The 20625-nt window shown below is 70.1% G+C and carries 17 protein-coding genes and 2 pseudogenes; 14 read left to right on the top strand and 5 right to left on the bottom strand.

The features are described 5' to 3' along the window. Positions 1 to 80: 80 nt before the first annotated feature. Positions 81 to 479, bottom strand: a complete 399-nt coding sequence (locus QNO07_RS26100) for a helix-turn-helix transcriptional regulator (protein WP_283994964.1) — start codon at positions 477 to 479, stop codon at positions 81 to 83. A gap of 191 nt (positions 480 to 670) precedes the next feature. Next, on the bottom strand, positions 671 to 1951 hold the full coding sequence (locus QNO07_RS26105) for a M23 family metallopeptidase (protein WP_283994965.1): 1281 nt from the start codon (positions 1949 to 1951) through the stop codon (positions 671 to 673). Positions 1952 to 2027: 76 nt separating this feature from the next. Here QNO07_RS26105 and QNO07_RS26110 point away from each other — a divergent pair, with 76 nt between their 5' ends. The 10 genes and pseudogenes from QNO07_RS26110 (at position 2028) to QNO07_RS26155 (ending at position 13568) form a co-directional block, all read left to right on the top strand. Then, positions 2028 to 2525 carry a hypothetical protein gene (locus tag QNO07_RS26110; RefSeq protein ID WP_283994966.1) on the top strand — a complete coding sequence of 166 codons (498 nt, stop codon included), beginning with the start codon at positions 2028 to 2030 and terminating at the stop codon, positions 2523 to 2525. After that, positions 2522 to 2812 carry a hypothetical protein gene (locus QNO07_RS26115; RefSeq protein ID WP_283994967.1) on the top strand — a complete coding sequence of 97 codons (291 nt, stop codon included), beginning with the start codon at positions 2522 to 2524 and terminating at the stop codon, positions 2810 to 2812. The genes QNO07_RS26110 and QNO07_RS26115 overlap by 4 nt, the downstream gene beginning before the upstream one ends. After that, positions 2809 to 3573 carry a DUF8175 domain-containg protein gene (locus QNO07_RS26120; protein ID WP_283994968.1) on the top strand — a complete coding sequence of 255 codons (765 nt, stop codon included), beginning with the start codon at positions 2809 to 2811 and terminating at the stop codon, positions 3571 to 3573. The genes QNO07_RS26115 and QNO07_RS26120 overlap by 4 nt, the downstream gene beginning before the upstream one ends. Further along, a complete protein-coding gene (locus tag QNO07_RS26125) occupies positions 3573 to 5030 on the top strand; it encodes a hypothetical protein (RefSeq protein ID WP_283994969.1) in 1458 nt (485 codons plus the stop codon). Before QNO07_RS26120 ends, QNO07_RS26125 begins: the two co-directional genes overlap by 1 nt. Next, a complete protein-coding gene (locus QNO07_RS26130) occupies positions 5027 to 6523 on the top strand; it encodes an SCO6880 family protein (protein WP_283994970.1) in 1497 nt (498 codons plus the stop codon). The genes QNO07_RS26125 and QNO07_RS26130 overlap by 4 nt, the downstream gene beginning before the upstream one ends. A 33-nt stretch (positions 6524 to 6556) precedes the next feature. Then, entirely contained in the window at positions 6557 to 8032 is a 1476-nt protein-coding gene (locus QNO07_RS26135; RefSeq protein WP_283994971.1) for a putative type IV secretion/conjugal transfer ATPase, read from the top strand. Positions 8033 to 8540: 508 nt separating this feature from the next. After that, positions 8541 to 9155: an RNA polymerase sigma factor gene (locus QNO07_RS26140; RefSeq protein WP_283994972.1), complete on the top strand. Its 615-nt coding sequence runs from the start codon at positions 8541 to 8543 to the stop codon at positions 9153 to 9155. 604 nt (positions 9156 to 9759) lie between these two features. Further along, positions 9760 to 10545, top strand: a pseudogene (locus QNO07_RS26145) (IclR family transcriptional regulator domain-containing protein); the annotation flags it as partial. A 747-nt stretch (positions 10546 to 11292) separates the two neighbouring features. Then, complete coding sequence (locus tag QNO07_RS26150) at positions 11293 to 12519, top strand: ParA family protein (RefSeq protein WP_283994973.1); 1227 nt, start codon at positions 11293 to 11295, stop codon at positions 12517 to 12519. Further along, positions 12516 to 13568, top strand: coding sequence for a ParB/RepB/Spo0J family partition protein (locus QNO07_RS26155; protein ID WP_283994974.1), 1053 nt, complete (start codon positions 12516 to 12518; stop codon positions 13566 to 13568). Before QNO07_RS26150 ends, QNO07_RS26155 begins: the two co-directional genes overlap by 4 nt. 211 nt (positions 13569 to 13779) lie before the next feature. Here the strand turns inward: QNO07_RS26155 and QNO07_RS26160 are convergent, their stop codons facing one another. Together QNO07_RS26160 and QNO07_RS26165 are read right to left on the bottom strand one after the other, a co-directional pair. After that, positions 13780 to 16221, bottom strand: a complete 2442-nt coding sequence (locus QNO07_RS26160; RefSeq protein WP_283994975.1) for an ATP-binding protein — start codon at positions 16219 to 16221, stop codon at positions 13780 to 13782. Continuing rightward, positions 16199 to 16537, bottom strand: coding sequence for a hypothetical protein (locus QNO07_RS26165; protein ID WP_283994976.1), 339 nt, complete (start codon positions 16535 to 16537; stop codon positions 16199 to 16201). Before QNO07_RS26165 ends, QNO07_RS26160 begins: the two co-directional genes overlap by 23 nt. Positions 16538 to 16804: 267 nt before the next feature. Here QNO07_RS26165 and QNO07_RS26170 point away from each other — a divergent pair, with 267 nt between their 5' ends. Further along, positions 16805 to 17194: an IS5 family transposase gene (locus QNO07_RS26170; protein WP_283994977.1), complete on the top strand. Its 390-nt coding sequence runs from the start codon at positions 16805 to 16807 to the stop codon at positions 17192 to 17194. Here QNO07_RS26170 and QNO07_RS26175 read toward each other — a convergent pair. Continuing rightward, on the bottom strand, positions 17184 to 18386 hold the full coding sequence (locus tag QNO07_RS26175) for an IS110 family RNA-guided transposase (protein WP_283994978.1): 1203 nt from the start codon (positions 18384 to 18386) through the stop codon (positions 17184 to 17186). The two genes, QNO07_RS26170 and QNO07_RS26175, sit on opposite strands and share 11 nt — an antisense overlap. Between QNO07_RS26175 and QNO07_RS26180 the strand changes: the two genes are divergently transcribed. The 3 genes and pseudogenes from QNO07_RS26180 to QNO07_RS27630 all read left to right on the top strand — a co-directional run. Beyond that, the gene (locus QNO07_RS26180; protein ID WP_283994984.1) at positions 18327 to 19133 is read left to right on the top strand and encodes an IS5 family transposase; all 807 of its coding nucleotides are present in this window, start codon (positions 18327 to 18329) and stop codon (positions 19131 to 19133) included. The genes QNO07_RS26175 and QNO07_RS26180 overlap by 60 nt on opposite strands. A 100-nt stretch (positions 19134 to 19233) precedes the next feature. Beyond that, positions 19234 to 19869 carry a hypothetical protein gene (locus tag QNO07_RS26185; RefSeq protein ID WP_283994980.1) on the top strand — a complete coding sequence of 212 codons (636 nt, stop codon included), beginning with the start codon at positions 19234 to 19236 and terminating at the stop codon, positions 19867 to 19869. 249 nt (positions 19870 to 20118) lie between these two features. Further along, positions 20119 to 20211: pseudogene (locus tag QNO07_RS27630) on the top strand (reverse transcriptase/maturase family protein); the annotation flags it as partial. Positions 20212 to 20625: the final 414 nt, after the last annotated feature.

Genomic DNA, 20625 nt, shown 5'->3' on the forward strand with positions numbered 1-20625 from the left:
ATCCAGCTTGACGGTGTTGACGTGGCTGAAGCGACTCCGGGGGTCCCGGCCAGGTCCACACTGCTGGTCTCAGGTTGAGCTCACTTAGCGTTGCGTGCTCGTTGGAGGAGGCGTTGGGCGGTGCGTTCGGTGACGTCGTAGGTGGCCATGACCTGCTCAGTGGTGAGGGTGTCGCCGGTGGCTTCGCGGGCGGCGATCTCAGCGGCGCGTCGGGCGGCGAGGGAGGGCTTGCGGGGGCTGGTGTCGGTGGCGCCGCGCGGCCGGCCGCGGCGTCGGGGGGTGGTGCCGGGCGGGGGGTTGCGGTGGTCTTCGATCTCGCGGAGGGTCCACCGTCGTCCGTTGCCGACCTTGCGGCCTTCCGGTGCCTGCCCTCTGGAGGCGTATGCCCTCAGGGTCGCCGGTTGGATCCCGAGAAGGTCGGCGGCCTGCTCTGCGGTGAGCAGCGTGTCTGGGTCGTCGGGGACGGCGTGCTGTGCCATGGGGTTGGGGCCTCCGGGCGGTATCGTGGGTGGTTCATCGTCGCGCCTGTTGGGGCGTGGTGATGGGGCTATGGGCCGACGGATGCCGTCACCACTTCGGTGGTGTCCCGTCGGCCCTTTTCACGCACGGGTGCGTCACTTAAAATCTACAGCATTCTGGGGGTGTTGTGCGGATTCCACGCATCCGAGGCTTACGCGGCGGGCAGGTGGCGGTGGATGTTGTTCAGGTAGGCGTGGATGGTGTTCACGCACTTGGGTCCGCAGCCGGCTTCGCCGGGGGTGGGGATGCCGGTGGTGGAGTGGGTGACGCGTGAGCAGCCGGCGACGTGGCAGACGGCCATCGCGTCGAGCGGTCTGATCTTCTTGCTGGGGTGTGCGGCGAGGTGGGCGGTCATCTGGCGCAGGTTGCGGCAGGTGAAGGTGACGCCGACGCGCAGGTGGGTTCCGGGTTCCCACACCGGGTGGCCAGGCGGTGGCTTGCGGCCCGGGGCCCAGGAGCCGGCGGCGCCTTCGACGGACTGCCAGGCGGCACGGTTGAGCTGGTAGAGGCCGGCCGCGCCGCCGTTGCTGTCCGTGCTCCAGGCGCCGGGGTTCCACGAGCTCTCGGCCGCCACCTGGGCCTGGACCCACGCCGGGGGCAGCTGGGGGCAGTCGGCGACCAGCCGTCGGATGGTGGGTGTCATCTGCTGTGCGAGGTGGGGGAGCTGGACCCCGCCGCCGGTGGGGACGAAGCAGTCGACGGCGGAGACGGTGAGGGCGGCCGGGGCGGGGCCGGCAGCGGGGACGAGGGCTGTGGAGAGGTAGGGCTCGGGGTTGACGGGGAGGTGGCGGCCACCGATCTGCGGCCGTACCTCGAAGTGGAGGTGGGGGCCGGTGGAGTTGCCGGTGGAGCCGACCTTGCCGATGGGGTCGCCGGTGGAGACCTGCTGTCCGCGGGTGGGGGTGGCTGCGGAGAGGTGGGCGTAGACGGTGACGATGTTGTCGGCGTGGAGCACGGTGACGAACGTGCCGAAGGGGTGCCCGGCGCTGGCCGGGACGACGGCCAGGACCACGCCGTCGGTGGTGGCGAAGACGGGTGTTCCGGCGGGTGGGGCGAAGTCGATGCCGGTGTGCCCGCGGACCCAGTGCGAGCCGCTCTGCCCGAACCGTGCGGTGACCGTGGCGGGGGCGGGGACGGGGTAGGTCCACGGGGCGGCGGTGAGCGAGCTGGGCGGCACGGGGGGCGGGACGTCGGCTTGGGCGAGGGGCAGGTCGATGTGGGCCTGCCCTGCGGTGGTGCGGCTGTCGGCGCCGGCGGCGTGACCGGCCTGGGTCTGGGTGGCGGCGGAGGCGCAGCCTGCGGTGACGGCGTCGCTGCCGACGCTCGCGATGAGGAAGAGGGGGAGTGCGACGAGGGCCAGGGCGGCGCTGCTGCCTGCCCATGCCGCTGTCTTGCCGGTCTGCACCACGCGCCCCCACCAGCCGTCCGTCACTTTACGGGCACAGACGATAACTAACCGTGGTGGCTGGTCGTTGAGCGGATCGGACGACGAGGAACAGGGGGCAGAGGTGTTGAAGGCAGTCCGCACGGCGCGCTCCACTCCCGCGGGTCCGCCCCTGTCAGCGCTGCCGGAGAACACCGTGGTGGGCTGTCACGGCGGGTGCGGGGGCACCACCGTGGCCCGGCTGCTGGCCCCGGCTGGGCGGGAGGCGACGCGCGACACGCTCCACCTCCTCACCACCCCCGTGGTGCTGGTCGCCCGCAGCACGGCCTACGGCATGCACTGGGCGACCCGCGGGGTGGCCATCGCCCACCAGAGCATCGGGCCCGGGCAGTTGCCGGGGCCGCCGCTGCTCGTGCTGGTCGCCGACAGCCCGCTGCGGGAGCCGCCGACGGTGCGGGCCCGGGTGCGGCTGGTCCAGGACCGCGTCCAGGCGGTCGTCCGCTTCCCGTACGTGCCGGAGTGGCGGGACACCGACGACCCGCTGACGGTGCCGCTCACCCGGCCGGTGATCGAGGCCGCAGTCGCCCTGCGGACCGCCCTGCTGAGGAGCGTGAGCACGTGATGATCGAGGTCCTGGCCGCGGTGATGGAGACCATCCCCAACCCCAGCTCGAAGACGCCCAAGGGGCTGGCCGGCCCGCGCGACATCCTGCTGGGCATCTTGAAGTGGGGTGGGTTCGCCATCGCGGCCGGCTCGTTCATCTACACCGGAATCCGCATGCAGCTGGGCGGCCAGGGCGGGCGCGGGGCGACGACGGCGGCCGACGCGGTCGCAGAACTGCCCATGAAGGTCGTCGGCACGCTGTTCATCGCCGGGGTGGGTGCGGGCATCCTCGGAATGTTCCTGTGAGCAGCGAAGGCTCCCGGCGGATGCCCAAGGGGCTGATGGTCGGCGGCGGCGCGCTGCTGGCCCTGCTGGCGGCCGTCATGGTCGCCCACAACCGTGCGGACAGCGGCCAGGCCCCGCCGCCCGCGTCCGTCTCCGCACCGCCTGCCCCGGCCCAAGCGCCGCCGCCGGCTGCGGCCGGAGAGCCGCCCGCCCAGTCCGGCGCCGCGGCGGAGCCGGACTGGGCCGGGCTGACGTTCATGGACGTGCGCGGCGCGCAGCTGCCGGTCTCCCCCGTCCACGGGCCGAAGCGGGTCACGCAGGCACGCGCGGCGGGCTTCAGCCGCGACACCGGCGGCGCGGTGCTGGCCGCGGTGCACCTGGCCACCCGCGTCTCCCCGCAGCTCGGGCCGGAGGTCTACGTGCCGGCCGCTGAACGGATGCGGGGTGATGTGGAGGATCGGACCGCGTTCTTGGCCCAGTTGGACGCCGACTACGCCAAGGCCCGCGCCGCGTCCGGGCTCCCGGAGGGGGAACCGCTGCGCATCTACGCCCAGGTCATCGGCTACGCCGTGCCGGTCGCAGAGCGGGCGCCGGAGCGGGTGACGGTGCATCTGCTCTCGCGCGGCGCCGGGCCGGACGGCGGCGAGGTCCTGGTGTCCGTCCCCGTCACGGTGTCGTGGTGGGGCGGCGACTGGGCGCTGGAGGCGCCGACGGGTGGCCGGTGGCCGGGCCAGCCCGTCGCGGGCACCGGCGGGCACACCCTCTTCCGCGAGGCCCGCTGATGTGCGGGATCACTGACCCGGGCGGATGCGTCGCGGCCGCGGCCCACTCCGGGCTGGAGGCCATGGCGGAGGCGCTGGCGGACGCCGCCGGGTGGATGATCACAGAGTCGTTCACGTGGTGGATCGACACCGACGGGCAGGTGCTGAACACCGGCATCGTGAACGCCGTGCGCGAGGTCACGATGCCGCTGACGGTGAGCGTGGCGGCGGCCGGGATGATCCTGCTCGGTATCCGCATGGTGCTCTCCGGGTCGCACGATCCGCTGCTGAGCATGGGCGAGGGCATCGCCAAGCTGGTGTTCTGGACGGTGGCCGGCACCACGGTCCTCACCACGCTGATGCAAGCGGCCAGCGCCTTCTCCGGCTGGGTGCTGGACGAGGGAAGCAGCCGCAAGCTGGGCGTGCAGCTGCTGACCGCGTTCGACCGGCCCATCAAGGACAACGTCGGCCTGGTCCTGCTGCTGTCCCTGCTCGGCTTCCTCGCGGGCCTGGCCCAGTGGGTGATCTCCCTCTTCCGGGAAGGGGCGCTGGTCATCCTCGCCGGGTGCCTGCCCCTGGCGGCATCGGGCCAGTTGGGGCTGGGCGAGCACTGGCTTCGCAAGATCGCCGGATGGTGCCTGGCGCTGATCTTCTGGCAGCCGGCCGCCTCGCTGGTGTACTTCGCCGCCTTCGCGATGATGGAGAACGCGTCCGGCCCGCAGGAGATGCTGGTGGGCATCACCATGCTCATCATCGCGATCTTCGCGCTGCCCATGCTGATGAAGCTGTTCACCTGGGTCGTCACACCCGGCGGTGGTGGTGGCGGTGCGGGAGGCTCCTCCCGGCTCGCCGCCGTCGCACTGGGCCAGCAGATGCGCACCTCCAGGGGCGGCGGCCGGATGAGCCCGGGGCAGCACGCCCGGCTGGTCGACTCCTCCCTCCCCCGCCAAGGCGGCACGGCAGGCGGCGGTACGCCCTCAGGTGGTGGCCGGAGCGGGCCTCCCTCCGGCAGCGCACCGGGCGGTGGGAGCGGCACTTCCCCGACAGCGAAGGGGGCCGTCCCCGGCCCCCGCGCGCCCGCCTCCGGCGCCACGGCTGCGAAGGGGCCGGGATCCCCCTGGGCCCCGCCGGGCGGGGTCAGCGGCGGCAGCGCCTCCGCTGGCTCCGCGGGCAGGTCGGCCTCGGGTGCCGGTGCAGCACCGGGTGCCGGGGCAACCTCCGGCGCAGCCTCGGGTGCAGGCGGCGCCGTCTCCGCAGGCGGCCCCGCTGCGGGGGCGGGCGGCGCCGCGGGCTCGGCCGGGGCAGGCGCGGGCGGCGCGAGAGCAGCAGCCGTCGCCGGACCCATCGGCGCGGCTGCGGCGGCAGCCGTCATGGTCAGTGCCGCAGGCGCGAAAGCAGCGGGCCGCGCGATGACCGAGGGCGCCGACACCCCGCCACCTCCACCGTCGAACTCCGGCTCCCGAAAGGACGCGAAGTGACCTCACCGGTGCGCTTGTACGGAGGCTGGCGGCAGACCCGCGGCATCGGCCTGGGCAGCCTGACCACGGGTCAGTCCCTGATCCTGCTCGCCCTGCTCGTCATGGCCGTGGCGACCGCCGCCGTCGACATCCGCCTGCTGCTCTACGTCGGCCCCGCGATCGGCGTCGCGGCCGTTCTGACGGCGCTGCGGTGGCGCGGGGAGCCCCTGCTGGAGGCCCTGCTGACCATCGCCCGCTGGCGGCGCGGCGTAGCGCAGGGAGAGAACCTGTACACCTCCGGCGTGGTGACGCTCCACGAGCGGGACCACGACCTGCCCGGCCTCCTCGCCCCGGTGACGATCCTGTCCTGCGAGGACGGCGACGGCGGGCACTACGGCATGGCCTGGCACCGCCGCAGCGGCCACCTCACCGCCACCCTGCGCGTCGCCGCCGTGTCCACCGCGCTCGCCGACCAGGACGCCGTCGACACCTGGGTCGCCCAGTGGGGCGCCTGGCTCGCCCGCCTCGGCCACTGCCCCACCGTGCGGTGGATGACCGTCACCGTCGACACCGCCCCCGACCCGGGCAGTTCCCTGGAGGACTACGTCACCGCCCGCCTCGACCCCGCCGCACCGGCCGCGGCGACCGCGCTAATGGAGGACCTGGTCGCCGCTTCCCCGGCCGCCTCAGCGGCGGTCGAGACCCGCGTCTCGCTCACCTTCGACCCCGCGCGCAGCCCCGAGCCCTGCGAGACGTTCGCCGAAGCCGTCGCGGAAGCCGGCCGAACCCTCACCGGCCTGCAAAACGCCCTGGGCGCCTGCGGCGTCACCGTCCTGGGCCGCGCCAGCGCCGCCCGCCTCGCCGGGATCACCCGCGCCGCCCTCGACCCCGCCTCCCGGCCCGACGTCGCCCGCGCCCTCGCTCTCGACCCCCACACCCTGCAGGAGACCTCCCCCCAGGCGCTGCTGGAGCCCGGCACCGCCGGCCCCATCGCCGCCCGCGAGTACCGCTCCTACTACGAGCACGACTCCGGCACCTCCGTCTCCTGGGTGTGGACCAGCGCACCCCGGCAGCACGTCACCTCCGAGGTCCTGGTGCCGCTCCTGGCCCCCGCCCGCTACCCCAAGCGCGTCACCCTCGCCTACGAACCCCACCCGGCCGAGGCCGCCGCCGACCACCTGGAACGGGAAGTCAACGCCGCCGCGTTCCGCACCGCCCTGCGCCAGCGCCAGCAGCGCGCGGAGACCGCCACCGACCTCGCCGACCGGGCCCGCGCCGAGCAGGCCGCCCACGAAGAAGCCCAAGGCGCAGGGCTCGGCCTGTACTCCCTGGTCATCACCACCACCGTCACCGACCCCGACGCCCTGCCCCGCGCGGTCGCCGACGTCGAGCAGCGCGCCGGCACCTCGAAGATCAAGCTGCGCCGGGCCCACTGGTCGCAAGGCTCGGCGTTCGCCGCCACGCTGCCGCTGGGCATCTACCTGCCCGACGCCGCCCGCCGCCGCACCCGCTGACCCACCCCGGCGCCGAAAAGGAGGGGCCGCCCGATGCACGACCAGACCATGCCGGACCTGGGGCCCACACCACCGTCGTGGGGCTGGCCCGGCCCGCACCGAGGCCGCATCTCCCACGCCGCCATCCCACCCCGCTACCAGGCCACCACCGTCCAAGGATGCGGCCTGTTCCCCTTCACCGCCGGATCCGGCGCCCCCGCCATCGGCGTGCCCATCGGCCGGCACATGATCTGGGGCGAAGTCGTCGCCCTCGACCCCATCGACTGGGTCCGGGCCAACATCACCACCAACCCCGGGGTGTTCGTCCTCGGCGAGCCCGGCGTCGGCAAGTCGGCCTTCTCCAAGCGGATGGCAGCCGGCCTCATCGCGTTCGGGACCGGCGTCGTCGTCCTGGGCGACGTCAAAGGCGAATACGCCGGCCTGGTCAGCCGGCTCGGCGGGCAGGTCGTCCGCATCGGGTGGGGGCAGTCCCGCCTCAACCCCCTCGACTCCGGCGCCCTCGGCCACGCCGTCGCCGCGCTGGAGCGCACCCAGCCCGACAAAGCCCACGCGCTACGCGCCGAGATCCGCTCCCGCCGCCTCGACCTGCTGCTGGCACTGTGCCTCATCGCCCGCGGCTCCCGAGGCGCACCCATCACCGACGCCGAAGAACTCGCCCTGGGCGGCGCCCTGGACATCCTCGCCCGCGACCCCTCCCAACAGCCCGTCATCCCCCAAGTCATGGCCACCATCGAGGGCGGCTGCAGCGAGATGGGCCGCGCGGTCCTCGCCCGCAGCCGGCAGGAGTACCGCGACCTGACCGACGGCGTCCTGCGCACCCTCGCCCGCATCTGCCAAGGCCTGCTGCGCGGCCTGTTCGACGGCCCCACCACCACGCCCGCCGACCTGAGCGCCCCGGCCGTCTCCATCGACATCAGCGCGCTGGACAACGCGGCCGACGACATCGTTGCCGCCGCGCTGCTGTGCACCTGGGCCTACGGATTCGGAGCGATCGACGCCACCCGCGCCGTCGGCGACACCCGCCCCTACCTCACCATCCAAGACGAAATGTGGCGCTCCCTGCGCGCCGCCCCCGGACTGGTCGAGCGCACCGACCGGCTCACCCGCCTGAACCGGCAGAAAGGCATCGGATCGATCATCACCACCCACTCCCTCGCCGACCTCGAAGCGCTGCCCACCGCCGAAGACCAGGCCAAGGCCCGCGGCCTGGTCGAGCGGTCCGCGATCACCGTCATGGGCGCGCTGCCCGACCTCGAACTCGGCCGGGTCCACCGGGTCCGGGGCCTGACCACCCGCGAACGCGAGATGGTCGCCTCCTGGTCCGCGCCCGAGTCCTGGGAGACCGACCGGCCCCACCCCGGCCGCGGCAAGTACCTCGTCAAGGTCGGCGGCCGGCTCGGCATCCCCGTCGAGATGCACCTCACCCCAGCCGAGCTTGACCTCTACAACACCGACACCGCCATCCGACGCTACGACCACGCGACCCGAGCAGCAGCGGCAACCGGCTGAACAGCCGGCTGTTGCGGGTCGGGCGGCGCCTCGTTCTGGGGCAGGGCCACCGGACGATGCCGGCCCTACGCCCTCCGTCTGCGGTGGAAGGCACAGTTCGCGATCCAGATAGAGCATTTACGGTCGCCAAATGGCACTTTGTGACCCGTTGGGCTCATCTGTTAATCCGGCGGTGGCTCTGCCCGTAGGGGGAGTAGCGGCGTGATTGCGCCGACCCCATACGTACGAGCGAGGAGCGCCACATGACGCCCCTGGAGTGGGCCGGGTTCCTTCCGGCCGGTGTGAGTGCCGTCGGCGCTGTGTGCACGGCATGGCGTGGTGCGCAGGTGGTGGGCCGGCGGCTCTCGGCGTGGCGCCGACGGCAGACGGAACGGGCAGCTTTCGAACGCGTGGTGGCTCTGGCCCGCACCCTGCCCTCGGGTACCGGTATCCAGTTCCGGACTGCGGAGGGGACGGTCGTGACGGTGTGGCGACAAGGTCCCAACGCGGGGACGGAAGAGTACCGGCTGTGGTGAACGGCACGGCCGGGCACAGCCCGTGGAACTTCGAGTGTGAGCAGGGGCTGCTCCTTCTGCGGAACTACGAGACGTATACGCAGCAGGTTGCCCGGTGCCTGAGGAGCAGATATCCGGGGTTGGCCGCGTCGGCTGAGGATCTGGCCCAGGAGGCCTTCCTGCGGACCGCGCAGGCCTGCCGGCAGGGCCGACTTGAGACGGGTCGGGGCCCGTTTCCGTATCTGTTGAAGACCGCGCAGCGGCTGGCCATCGATGTGCTCCGCGGTGAGGTAGAGGAGCCGGTGGAGGCTGGGCGGTTGGGAAAGCTGCGCGAGCGGCAGCGCGATGGGCATGACGGCGGGGTGACCGGCTCGGTCGATCTGCGGGAGGTGGTGACGCCCGCGATCGCAGGGATGCGTCCCACGCAGCGCCGGAGGGTCCTGGAGTTGCAGAACGCCGGGATGGAGGACGAGGCGATCGCCGCGCAGCTGGACGTGCCCCGGGGGCAGGTCTCGGTACAGCGCACTCGGGGGGTGGCCGAACTGCAGTCCATGGACGAGGTCCGCAGTTACATACGCCCTGGGCACCGGAAGGGACGTCGGAGCGGGGGAGGACGTAGGGGTGAGTGATGTGAGCAAGAGCGAGTCAGGCGATCCGGTGGAAGACATGGGAGGGACGGGAGAAGCGCTGGAGTGTCTGCTGGCCGAGCTGCGCGGGCCGGCGGACTTCTGGGACCGTCCCGAGGGGGACTGGCCCGGCACGAACGCAGGCGTGGGCGGGCAGGCCCCCCAGGAGGAGGTGGAAAGTCGGCGGGACGCGAATTCCGCGTATCGGTTGGGCACGAAGGCCCTGAGGCGCAATGACCTCGACCTGGCGCTGCGCTGGTTCGCGCGTGCTCGGGCCGGTCAGCATCCCGGAGCTGCGTTCCGCGCCGCGGTGGCCATGTTGCGCCATGCCTCTTCGTCCCGTGCGGGAGCACGCGTCCAGACGGATCTACCGGTGGTGCTCGGGCTGCTCGGCGAAGCCGCGCGATGGGGCCACGCCGACGCCCAGCGGGTCCTGTCCACCGACGGCGCCCAGCGGAAGCGCCAGGAAGTCCAGGACGTCGAGTTCTGTGCCGAGCTGGGCGCTGCACTTCGCCTGCGGCTGCACGCGGCGCTGCCGATCCAGCCGCGCCCGGTGAAGCGCAGCGTCGTACCGGTGGCAGTCCGGCCGGCGTGGTCTGTTCTGCCGTTGCGAGCGCCCTCCCTCACGAACGCGAAGCAGCAGGTCCCCCTCCGCCGGCCGAAGGCCCCGGCGAGAGAGCCGGTGCAGCGCGCGTTGCAGGTGTTGGAAGCCATCTCGCGGTACTCGGGCGGGGTGAGTTGCGCGCAGATCGAACGGGAGACGAGCCTGCCGCACCAGGTGCTGGGACGGATTCTTGTGTGGTTGTGTCGTCAGGGCCTGGCCTCTTGGATCGCGGACGGCGGCTACACGGCCGGCCCGACGCTGCACGCGTTGAGCGCTGCGCATGGCATTGGGACTGGCCGCTTTCTCCAGCGCACCCTCGCTGTGCTGCGTGACGCGGTGGGGGCGGCGGTGTACGTGAGCCGCTACGTGGACGGGGAGGTCAGCATCACCCAGTTCTCCGCTGGGCCTGCGGCGCCGAAAGTGAACGAGTGGGTGGACTTCCGTGCCGCCGCGCACGCCAGCGCGGTGGGTAAGTGCCTGCTGACGCAACTCGACTACGACGAGCGGATGGACCATCTGTCCCGCCACAAGACCACGCGGCTGACGTCGCGGACCATCACGGACAAGCGACGCCTGTTCGCCACACTCGACAGCAGTCTTCCCACACAGCCGGTATTGGACTTTCAGGAGTACGCGGTCGGTACCGTGTGCGCGGCCGTGCCCATCGCCACCTCCACCGAGGCGGAATGTCTCGCGCTGTCGATGCCGGTCGAGCAGGCCCACCGCTTGCAAGAGGCCGCACAAGTGCTCCACAGCCAAGCGGCCACCGTGCTCCTATCTCTCCTTCTCACAGGAGAGGACGCCCCTTTCACTGCCAGCGCAGCGCCAGAGCCGGGACGGTCAACTACGCCTGCCTGGGGCGTAGGCGACATCTTTCCTCAAGGCCCGGCCCACGGCCTCTCCGTTACTGACGAGGCCAGTGACAGGCGCCCTATCAGGGGCGGCACGGAGTCCCTCCCTTTGTCTGGTCGTGGTGCTCGTCCTCCCGAGGTGCCGGTAAAACTGCTCCTCCCTCAACTCGAAGGACCGGCTGCCGTGGCGCGTCATCCGCGGGGCCATCGAGGGCGGTATCTCACGGCGCAGCACTGTTCGTCCTCCTCGAAAGTGCAGCAACCGGCGTTACAGGGGTGGCGGGCGTTTGGCGAGCAGAACCGGGCAGCGCCGTAGTGGCACGGGTGCGGTGCCTGCCCAGGGTTGGAAGCACCGCACCCGTTGGTCTCAACGGCGGGTGTAGCTGGCGACGGGGAGCAAGTCGCGCTACGCCGACTGTTTTCCAGCGTGGGTCCGCCGGCTTCGGGGTCCGCGGTCTCAGAGAGGTGGCCCGGCATTGTGCTGTGAGTCCGGCTGCGGCGGGCTTGGGCCCGAGGGGTTGGGCCCGAGGGGTTGGGCCCGAGGGGTTGGGCCGCGGGCTGCCGCCTCGTTGTCCCTCCGAAGACAGGCGCGGGGATGAGGCTGGACTGACTTTGCATTATCAAGATTTGACACAGGTAACGCGATGCGACTTGCTCTGCCCAGGAACGTTAGTAAGGTTTCGCCATGGCTTCTCCCCCCGCTCACGACCGCGAGAAGGTCGTTTCCAAGCTGCCTGGGTGGCTGCGCCAGGAACTCAAGGTCCGCACAGCGCAGCTGGGGATCGAGATCCAGGCAGCTGTCGAACAGGGCATCACGCACTGGTCCGCTCTGGCCTCGTCTCCCAACGCGGTCGATACCGCCGGCGCCGACTCGTTCTCCACCTGGCTGCCGCAAGGCCAGTGGGACACCTTCAAGGCGACGGCCGCTGCTCGACAGGTCTCACTGACCCAGGGCCTGGCGCAGGCGGTTCGGGTCTGGCTGGACGCCAACCCGGCGCCTGCGGTGAAGCGGCCGGACGTTCCCCGGCGCGTGATCGTCTGCAACCAGAAGGGTGGGGTCGGGAAGACCGCCATCACCGCGGGCGTCGGCGAAGCACTCGCTGAATCATCCGACGACCTCTACCCCGTCCGAGTCTCCCGCCACTTCGCCGCGGCCCTTGAGCAGGGCGAGTCTGAAGTGCGCGAGCTGCCCGGCATCGGTCTGCGCGTACTCCTTGTCGACTTCGACCCCCAGGGGCACCTCACCAAGCAGCTCGGCCACATGCCCTTGTCTATGGATGGGGACAGCCTCACCAAGCACATGGCCGGCGAACCAGCGGGGAAGCTTGCCGACTTGATAGTGCCGATCGAATCGGACCGGTTCGGCGACCGGCTCTTCCTCCTGCCGAGCTGCAACGACGCCTTCCTCCTGGACGTGAAGCTCGCCGGCGTCCGCGCCCGCGAGGCAGCCCTTGAGCGAGCCCTCGCGGCCGTGGAGAGCGACTTCGACGTCGTCCTCGTCGACTGCCCCCCGAGCCTGGGCCTGAGCATGGACGCCGCCGTGCACTACGGCCGCCGCCGCGACGGTGAACCGGTCGGCCAGTCTGGCGTCCTCATCGTCGTGCAGGCCGAGGACAGCTCGGCCGACGCCTACGACCTCCTCACCACCCAGATCGAAGACCTGCGCACGGACCTCGCTCTCGAACTCGACTACCTCGGCATCGTCGTCAACCACTACGACGCCCGACGCGGCTTCATCGCCACCTCATCCCTGCGTGCTTGGATGGACATAAGGGACCCCAAGGTCGTCGGCCTCATCGGGGACCTGAAGGAACAGAAGGAAGCTGTCCGTCTCAAGGAACCGCTCCTGGACTACGCACCCCGCTGCGACCAGGCCCTCGGCATCCGCGCACTCGCCCGGGAGATCTCATGAGCAAGGCAGACAAGCTCAAGGCGAGCGCGTCCTTCGGCCAGGCCAGGCCGGTCAGCGCACGACGCGCAGCGATCGGCGCCGCCACCGGCGCCCCCACCCTCGGCGTCCCCGCGCCCACCGCGGCGCCGCTCAGGGCACTCGCGGCCAACCCGTTCAATCCTCGCGATGAGCTCACCGACATCGAGGAGACCGCCGCCTCCCTGACCGAGCGCGGGCAGATCCAGCCGGTCGCGGTCGTACGCCGCTCGGCCTTCCTCTCCGCACACCCAGGCCGCGACGAAGACCTGGGCGAGGCCGAGTACGTCGTCATCGACGGCAACCGGCGCCTGGCCGCCGCAGCCATCGCCGGCCTCGAAGAACTGCGGATCGACGTCAACGACGCCCTGGCGTCCAGCGCCGCAGACATGTTGGAAAGCGCGCTCATCGCCAACGTGCACCGTGTCGACGTCCCGCCACTGGACCAGGCACGAGCCCTCCAGCAACTGGTCGACGTCCACGGCTCTCAGGGAAAGGTCGCCAAGCGACTGGGGAAGACCCCGGCATGGGTCTCGCAGCGTCTGGCCCTGCTCGGTCTCACACCCGAGTTGCAGGACAAGGTGGAAGCAGGGGAACTGAAGGTAGAGCCCGCCCGCCGACTCGGCCGCCTCCCGAAGGAACAGCAAGCCGCTGCCGCAGAGGAGACCATCAACGCTGTCAAGCCTCCTAGGCAGCGGACCCGGCGTCCGCTCTCAGGAGGCACGGACGCTCAGACCGTTAACGCCGTTAATACCCCCGAGCCGGGGCCCGAGGCTGAGGCCGCGCCGACCGAGACCGTTAACGGCGTTAATACCCTGCCCCCCCAGAGCCACCCCGAGGCGGCCGTCGACACCAGCATCAGTGCCACCGGTCCGGAAGGTGCCACTCACATCTTCCTTCCCGGCTCCTCGCCGCAGCAGGTAGTCGACGCGCTGGAGACCCACTTCTCCCCTCGCGACCTGACCACCGTGGCTGAACTGCTCCTGGACCGGATCAGCAGCAACTCGAGCACCGGAGTCAGAGAAGCAGTCTGAGCGTCCTCATGTTGATGGCTTCTGTCCCCGCACTGGTGCGGGGACAGAAGCCATCAACATGAGGGGCAGTGCAGGGCGACAGGGGCATGTTCCGAGTCCGAGCAGCAAGGTGTCGGAGGAAGAGCCTGCCCGTAACGAGCGGTGTGGTGACGCGGCGAGCGAGCGTCTGGGGCGGTGTGCGTGACTCTCTATGAGGCGTGGGCTCGGGAACTTATGTGAGCATTCGCCATAGTGCCCGCAGCCCCCGCAATCGACGCTGTCTCTCGTTCTGAACGTTCTTGAGGTTGGTCAACGCCCGGTCTTCGCCGTGGGGGTCGTTGAGATCGCGGAAGATGGCGACGGCGGTGCTGTGGGCGGTGATGGCTTCCTCGAACCGCCCCACCTCCCGCAAGGCGAGACCCAGGTTATTCAGCGCCCCGCCTTCGCCGTGACGGTCGCCCAGGTCACGGCAGATGGCGAGGTCTTGAGTGTGGGCGCCGATGGCATCCTCGAACCGCCGCGCCTCCTGAAAGGCGAGACCGAGGTTATTCAGCGCCCCGCCTTCGCCGTGACGGTCGCCCAGGTCGCGGAAGATGGCGACGGCGGTGCTGTGGGCGGTGATGGCTTCCTCGAACCGCCCCACCTCCCGCAAGGCGAGACCCAGGTTATTCAGCGCCCCGCCTTCGCCGTGACGGTCGCCCAGGTCACGGCAGATGGCGAGGTCTTGAGTGTGGGCGCCGATGGCATCCTCGAACCGCCGCGCCTCCTGAAAGGCGAGACCGAGGTTGGTCAGCGCCTTGCCTTGGTTGTGGGGGTCGTTGAGGTCGCGGAAGATGGCGACGGCGGTGGTGTGCGCGGTGATGGCTTCCTCGAACCGCCCCACCTCCCGCAAGGCGAGACCCAGGTTGGTCAACGCCCCGCCTTCGCGATGGCGGTCCTCCAGGTCGCAGTAGATGCCGGCGGCTGCGGTGTGGGCGCCGATGGCGTCCTCGAACCGCCGCACCTCCTGGAGAGCGTTGCCGAGGTTGTTCAGCGCCCCGCCTTCGCTGTGGGTGTCGTCTATGTCACGGTAGATGCCGGCGGCGGTGGTGTGGACTTTGATGGCGTCGTCGAACCGCCGCACTTTTTGGTGGGCGACACCGAGGTTGTTCAGCGCCGTGCCTTCGAGGTGGCGATCACCGAGTTCGCGTGTGGCGGTGAGGGCGTGTTGGGCGGTGGTGAGGGCGTCGTGGAAGTAGCGAAACCGGTCCAGGTAGTGGACTAGGCAGAAGGCCAGGCAGATGGTGGTTTCTGGGTGGCCGGTGGTGGCGGTGTGGGTGACGGTGGCGGTGAGGTTGGGGCGTTCAGCTTCGAGCCATGCCAGGGCGGCGGTGCGGTCGGGGAAGCGGTCGGGTGCACGCTGCCCGGGCAGCGCGTACAGGCAGTCGTCAGCGGCTTCGGTGGTGTCGCGGTAGTGCGCATAGAGCCGGGCGAGGGCTTGCTGTCGGGTGGGTTCGGTGTCGTGGCGCTGGCATTGGTCGTTGGCGTAGAGGCGGGTCAGGTCGTGCATGCGCCACCGGTCGGAGCCGAGGGGCTGTTCGTTAAGGAGTCCAGCGCGTGCCAGGGCCGCCAGGCTCTGCCGGGCGGACCGGGCCTCTTGGTCGGTGAGGGCGGCGGCTGTGTCGGTGGCCAGGTCGGGGCCGGGGGCGAGTGACAGCAGCCGAAACAACCGCGCACTCTGTTCGTCTAGACGCCGATAGGACAGGTCGAAAGCCGCCTGCACCCCGAGAGAACGCCCGTCGCGATCCTCGTAGTGGAGGGCTTTCAGGCGGGAGCGGGTGTCAGCCAGGTCGGCAGCCAACGTGGTCAGAGGCAGGCCGGGGTCCGCGGTGGCCTGGGCGGCGACAATCGTCAACGCCAACGGCAGCCCCCCGCAATACCCGGCCACCTCCCGCAACGCCTCGGGCTCACAGCGCGGACGCGGATCGTCAGGCCGAGCGCGCGTGAGGGCGTCGGCGATGAGAGCAGCGGCCGGTTCAGTGTCGAGCTGGTCCAGGGGGGACAGGCGGGCGGGGAAGTCCGGGGCGGTGAGCGCGTCGCGGGAGGTGGCCAGCAGCCGGTGCCCACCGGACGCCGGCAGCAGAGGCAGCAGTTGCGTGGTTGAGGAGGCGTCGTCGGCGACGATCAGTACTTGCCCCACCTGGGCCCGTCGGGCCAGTTCCGACCGGTACAGGCTCTCCTGTTCCCCAGGCGTGGGTGGCAGGTCGTCCTCGCGGATGCCCAACGCCCGCAGCAGCGCTTCCAGCGCCTGCTCGCCGCTGACCGGTCCGGCCGGGTCATAGCCGCGCAGGTGCACGAACAACACGCCCCCGCCGAACCAACCTTGTTCGACGGCCCGGTGGGCCGTGTGCAGAGCCAACGCGGTCTTGCCGACCCCAGCAAGCCCCGTCGCCACCACCACGCCCGGCCCCGGACCCGACGGGTCGAGTACGTCCAGCAGCTCGCCGACGCGTCCCTCGCGGCCGACTAGGGGCACAACGGCCGGGAGCGCGTCAAGTGCCTGCGGGGCAGGGCCGCTTCCCATGCCGTACACCACAGTCTGGTTGTACTGGTTCCCCCCGACCTGGTTCACCCGCGCCTGGTCGGCGGCGGTAGCGTGCTGGTACGTCCGGTCAGGATCGGCGCAGCTGCTCATCGTCCCCCAATCCGTTGCGCTGGTCCCCGCCCACCTGCGTCACTGACGCGTCATCGGCTACCTCCGCCTCCTGCTCGACGCTCGACGGCCCGCCCCCGGCACCGCCGGGGGCGGGCGTGTTCTGGTTGCCACCGACCTGAGCTGCCTGGCCCCGGCCGGACGCGGTCACTCGCTGCGACACCGTCCGCTCCACCGGCCCGGCCGTGGTGGGCTGTGCGCGGCCAGCCCACCAGCCGACCGCACCGGCCACCACCGTGGCCATCACCGACGCGAACGCCGTCGCCACCACCCATCGATCAGCCTCTGCCTGCGGCATCCACCCCCAGGACAACGACTGCGCCCCCCACAAACACACCCCGAACGTCGCAACCGCCACCACCATCGTGACCGACCATCGAACCCAACCCGCCATCCCGCCCCCTCCAGTTCTCACGATCTCGGCGACGCCGACCGGCGTCGCAGGTGCGTGTACCGCCGCAGCACCCGCACGACGTAGAGCCGCTAGACATGGTTCCGCACCCCCGCGCTCGATGAGCGCCCCATGACACATCCGTTACTAGGGTCCGTCTTCAAAGATTGTCGGATGGTGGATCATGGTGCGGTGATACGCCGCCATGAACTCACGGATCTCGAGTGGGAGTTACTCGCTCCGCTGATACCGCGGGCTGCGACAGGCAGGCCTCGTGTCGAGGACCGGCAGGTCGTCAACGGGATGGTTTACAAGATCCGTACCGGGATCTCCTGGCGTGACCTGCCGGAACGCTACGGACCGTGGAAGACGGTCTACACGCGCTTCCGGCGCTACGCCCTGGACGGCGTGTTCACCCGGGCCCTGCAGCAAGTCCAGGCCAAGGCCGACGCAGCCGGCGACATCGACTGGCTGGTTCAGATCGACGCCACCATCGTTCGCGCCCACCAGCACGCCGCCGCCACCGGCCGAAAAGGTGCCTCTATGGTTTTCGTCAAGCCGTAGCTGGTGTAGGTGGTTGGTAGAAGGTGCCGTCGCGGAGCATGGCGAACAGGACGTCGATGCGGCGTCGGGCGAGGGCGATGAGGGCGGCGATGTGGTGTTTTCCCTCGCGACGTTTGCGGTCGTAGTAGGCGCGTGACTCGGGCTGGGACAGCGAGGCGAACGCGGCGAGATAGAAGGCTCTCTTGAGCTGTTTGTTGCCTCGTCGGGAGGGATGTTCGCCGCGGATGGAGGATCCGGAGTTCCGGGTCACCGGCGCGAGGCCGGCGTAGGCGGCGAGATGGCCGGAGGTGGCGAAGCCGCTGCCGTCGCCGACGTCGATGAGGATGCGGGCCGCGGTCCTGATCCCGATGCCGGGCATCGAGATCAGGACCTGGGAAAGAGGGTGGGCCTCCAGGAGTTCCTCGATCCGGGCGGCGAGGAGTTTTCGCTGGTCAAGCACGGACTGGAGCGAACTCGCGAGGCTGGGAACGATCAGCGCGGCGGCATCGGTTCCTGGAACCACGACGGTCTGTTCGTCGAGTGCGGCGAAGATGTCTTCGACCAGCCGCTCGGCCATCCGCGGTGCCTTGGGACGTATCAGGGTCACGAGGCGACGGCGTCCGGCCTTGCGGATCTGAGCCGGGGAGCCGAACTGGTCAAGCAGCTCGAGCACGGCCGGGTGCTGGATCCGCGGGCCAAGGACACGTTCCAGGGCAGGGTGGATCTGGGTGAGGAGGCCACGGAGCCGGTTGGCGATCCGGGTGGACTCGCTCGCAAGGTCGTCGTCGAACCCGGCGATCATCGCGAGCTCGGCAACCGTCTCGTCCGCGGGATTGATAGTCCGCAGGGTGTGGGGCATCGCTCTGGCGGCGTCCGCGATGATGAACGCGTCACGGGCGTCTGTTTTCGCCTCTCCAGGGTAGAGATCGGCGATCCGCCGCATCGTAAGTCCGGGCAAGTAGGCGACCTGGCATCCCGCGTCCCGGGCAACCGCGAGGGGCAGGGCCCCGATGGAAGTCGGCTGGTCAACGACCACCAGAACAATCCCGTGCTTGGCCTGAAGCTTGTCGAACAGCTCCCGCAGCTTCGGTTCACTGTTGGGCAGCGACTTGTCGAACACCTTCTTCCCTGCCCGGTTCACGGCGGTGGCGTGGTGATCACCCTTCCCGACGTCCAGGCCCAGATAGACGTCGATGCCAGTCTCGTCCGACATGCCCCTTCGCTCCCGTGCTCGCCTGTTCCCCGGCCTCACCTGCGGCATCAGCGTGCCGGCATCCACGTTACGAAGAGACTGCCCGAGGGCGCTCGTGCCTCTAATCAGCGGTCTGCCAATGCCTCCGGCACCGGCGACACCACCTTTTCGATCATCTCGACTGGGGGCTCAAGTCATACCGGGGCCGAAGGCCGGGAGCCTCATTGCGAGGCCACGAAGACGGTAACGGGGATCCACCGGCAGGACGAACCGGACGATCACGCCCTCGGCAGGTCCAGAGGAGGACTGACCACCAAACTCCACCTCGCGGCCGACGGCCGCGGCAGACCACTGGCCATCCTCCTCACCCCAGGCCAACGCCACGACAGCGTCTGCGCCGAGCCGCTGCTGGAACGAATCCGAGTGCCCCGCACCGGCCCCGGCCGCCCTCGCCGCAGACCTGACCACGTCGTCGCGGACAAGGCCTACAGCTCGCGCGGATTCCGCGCCTACCTGCGCAGACGCGGAATCGCACACACCATCCCCGAGAAGGACGACCAGCGAAAACACCGCCGCAACCGTGGCCGGCGAGGCGGCCGACCGCCAGGCTTCGACCGCGACACCTACCGCCGCCGCAACACCGTCGAACGCTGCTTCAACCGACTCAAAGCCTTCCACGGCATCGCAACCAGATACGACAAGACCGCCACTTCCTACGAAGCAGCGGTCAGCCTGGCGGCGTTGCTACTTTGGGCAAGATCACTTTGAAGACGGACCCTAGTGGCCATGGCATCGGGACCAGCGGCACGGGTGACCTCGCTCATGAACTCAGCGCCCGTCCCCGACCCGAACATCGCACAATGTGGGGATGCAGAACTCCGTCATCACGGCGTCAGGCGCACTCCTAGCAGCACTCATCGGCCTCTCCGGCGCGCTCTGGGTGACCATCAGTAACCAGCGCAAGCAGCAGCAGGCGCAGCGCGACAACTGGACACACGACCGGCGCAAGGACGCCTACCTGGCTTTCAGCGACGCCGCGCGGGCGTTCACTCCCCTGACTGAGGAACTGTTTCGCGCAGAGGATCGCGACTACGTCGCCCATCAAGCCAATGGCACTGGCCCGGAGAGCGAGACGCTGGAAGAGGTGACCACCTGGGCGGAAATGCTCTGGTCACCCTTCCCCGCCGACTACAGCGATGGGTGGTCCACGGAAGCACCTAAGCGCCTGCACGCCTTGACGATGGCGTTCGATCGCATCGAGTTGGAAGGCCCGACCGGTGTCACCGCCACGGCTCTCAGGATCCTCGAGTCGGCACACATCATGACCGAGGGGCCCAAACTCTTCGCCAAGGAAGCTGAGCAAGAAGCCGCCGCAGGCGGCAGCGCCACAGAGATGGAACTGCTACGCACCGAAGTCCACCGCTACAGGATGCTCTGCGGCAAGTTCCGCAACCAGGCCAGGAGGGAGCTGGACTGCCTAGGCAGCGAGACGGACAGTCGCTGAACCGTCTCTCATCTGCATGCTCTGCGGCCCAGTGATGGCGAGGGCTCGTTTTCCGGCTGCACCGGGTGCGGTATCTCGTTCCGTAGTAGCGGGCCGCTGCCAGCTCCTCCTCCGTAAGAGGCCGCGCAGATAGGCGTGGGCTCCTGGCCGGCGGTTCGGGCGTTCGTCCCAGCGGTGAGTCGTCCGTGCCTGCCAGATCAGACTACGCACGGTGATGATCATGTCGGCGAGGTCGAAGAATACCTCGTGCTGCTCGCAATTCTGGAGGAGAGAATCCACGATGGACGATTTCTGCGATTGATCCGGCAGATGCTCAAGGCCGGGTACTTGGAGGACTGGCGGTGAATCGCCACGCTCAGCGGTGCACCGCAGGGTGGCGTGATCCCGCCGCGCCCACGGCTTCCTGGCGGACCGCACGCCCGCCGTGCCCGTCCTCAGTTGACCTGGGTGCCGGGCCCCCAACCACGTCTATCCGCGCGGCCTCTAAATCCTGGCATCGCACCAGGCGGAGGATCACTGGCAGCACGACAATCGTGACCCTGACGCAGTTGAGGTGGGCCATCGTGCAGGCATGACCTGGAGTGGTTCAGGCTGAGTGAGACGGCGATGGTTGGCCTGTCTCACCCAACCTGGGCAGTTGGCACCTGCGGCTATGGTTCATCGTCGTGGCGGTGGGCGTGCCAGAGGCGTCTCAGTGGACGTTAAGTCCGTTTCTGATAGCGGCCTCGTCCGGGTTGGGTGAGGAAGCCTTGGCGG

This window comes from Streptomyces sp. 549, assembly GCF_030124175.1.
Lineage (GTDB): Bacteria > Actinomycetota > Actinomycetes > Streptomycetales > Streptomycetaceae > Streptomyces.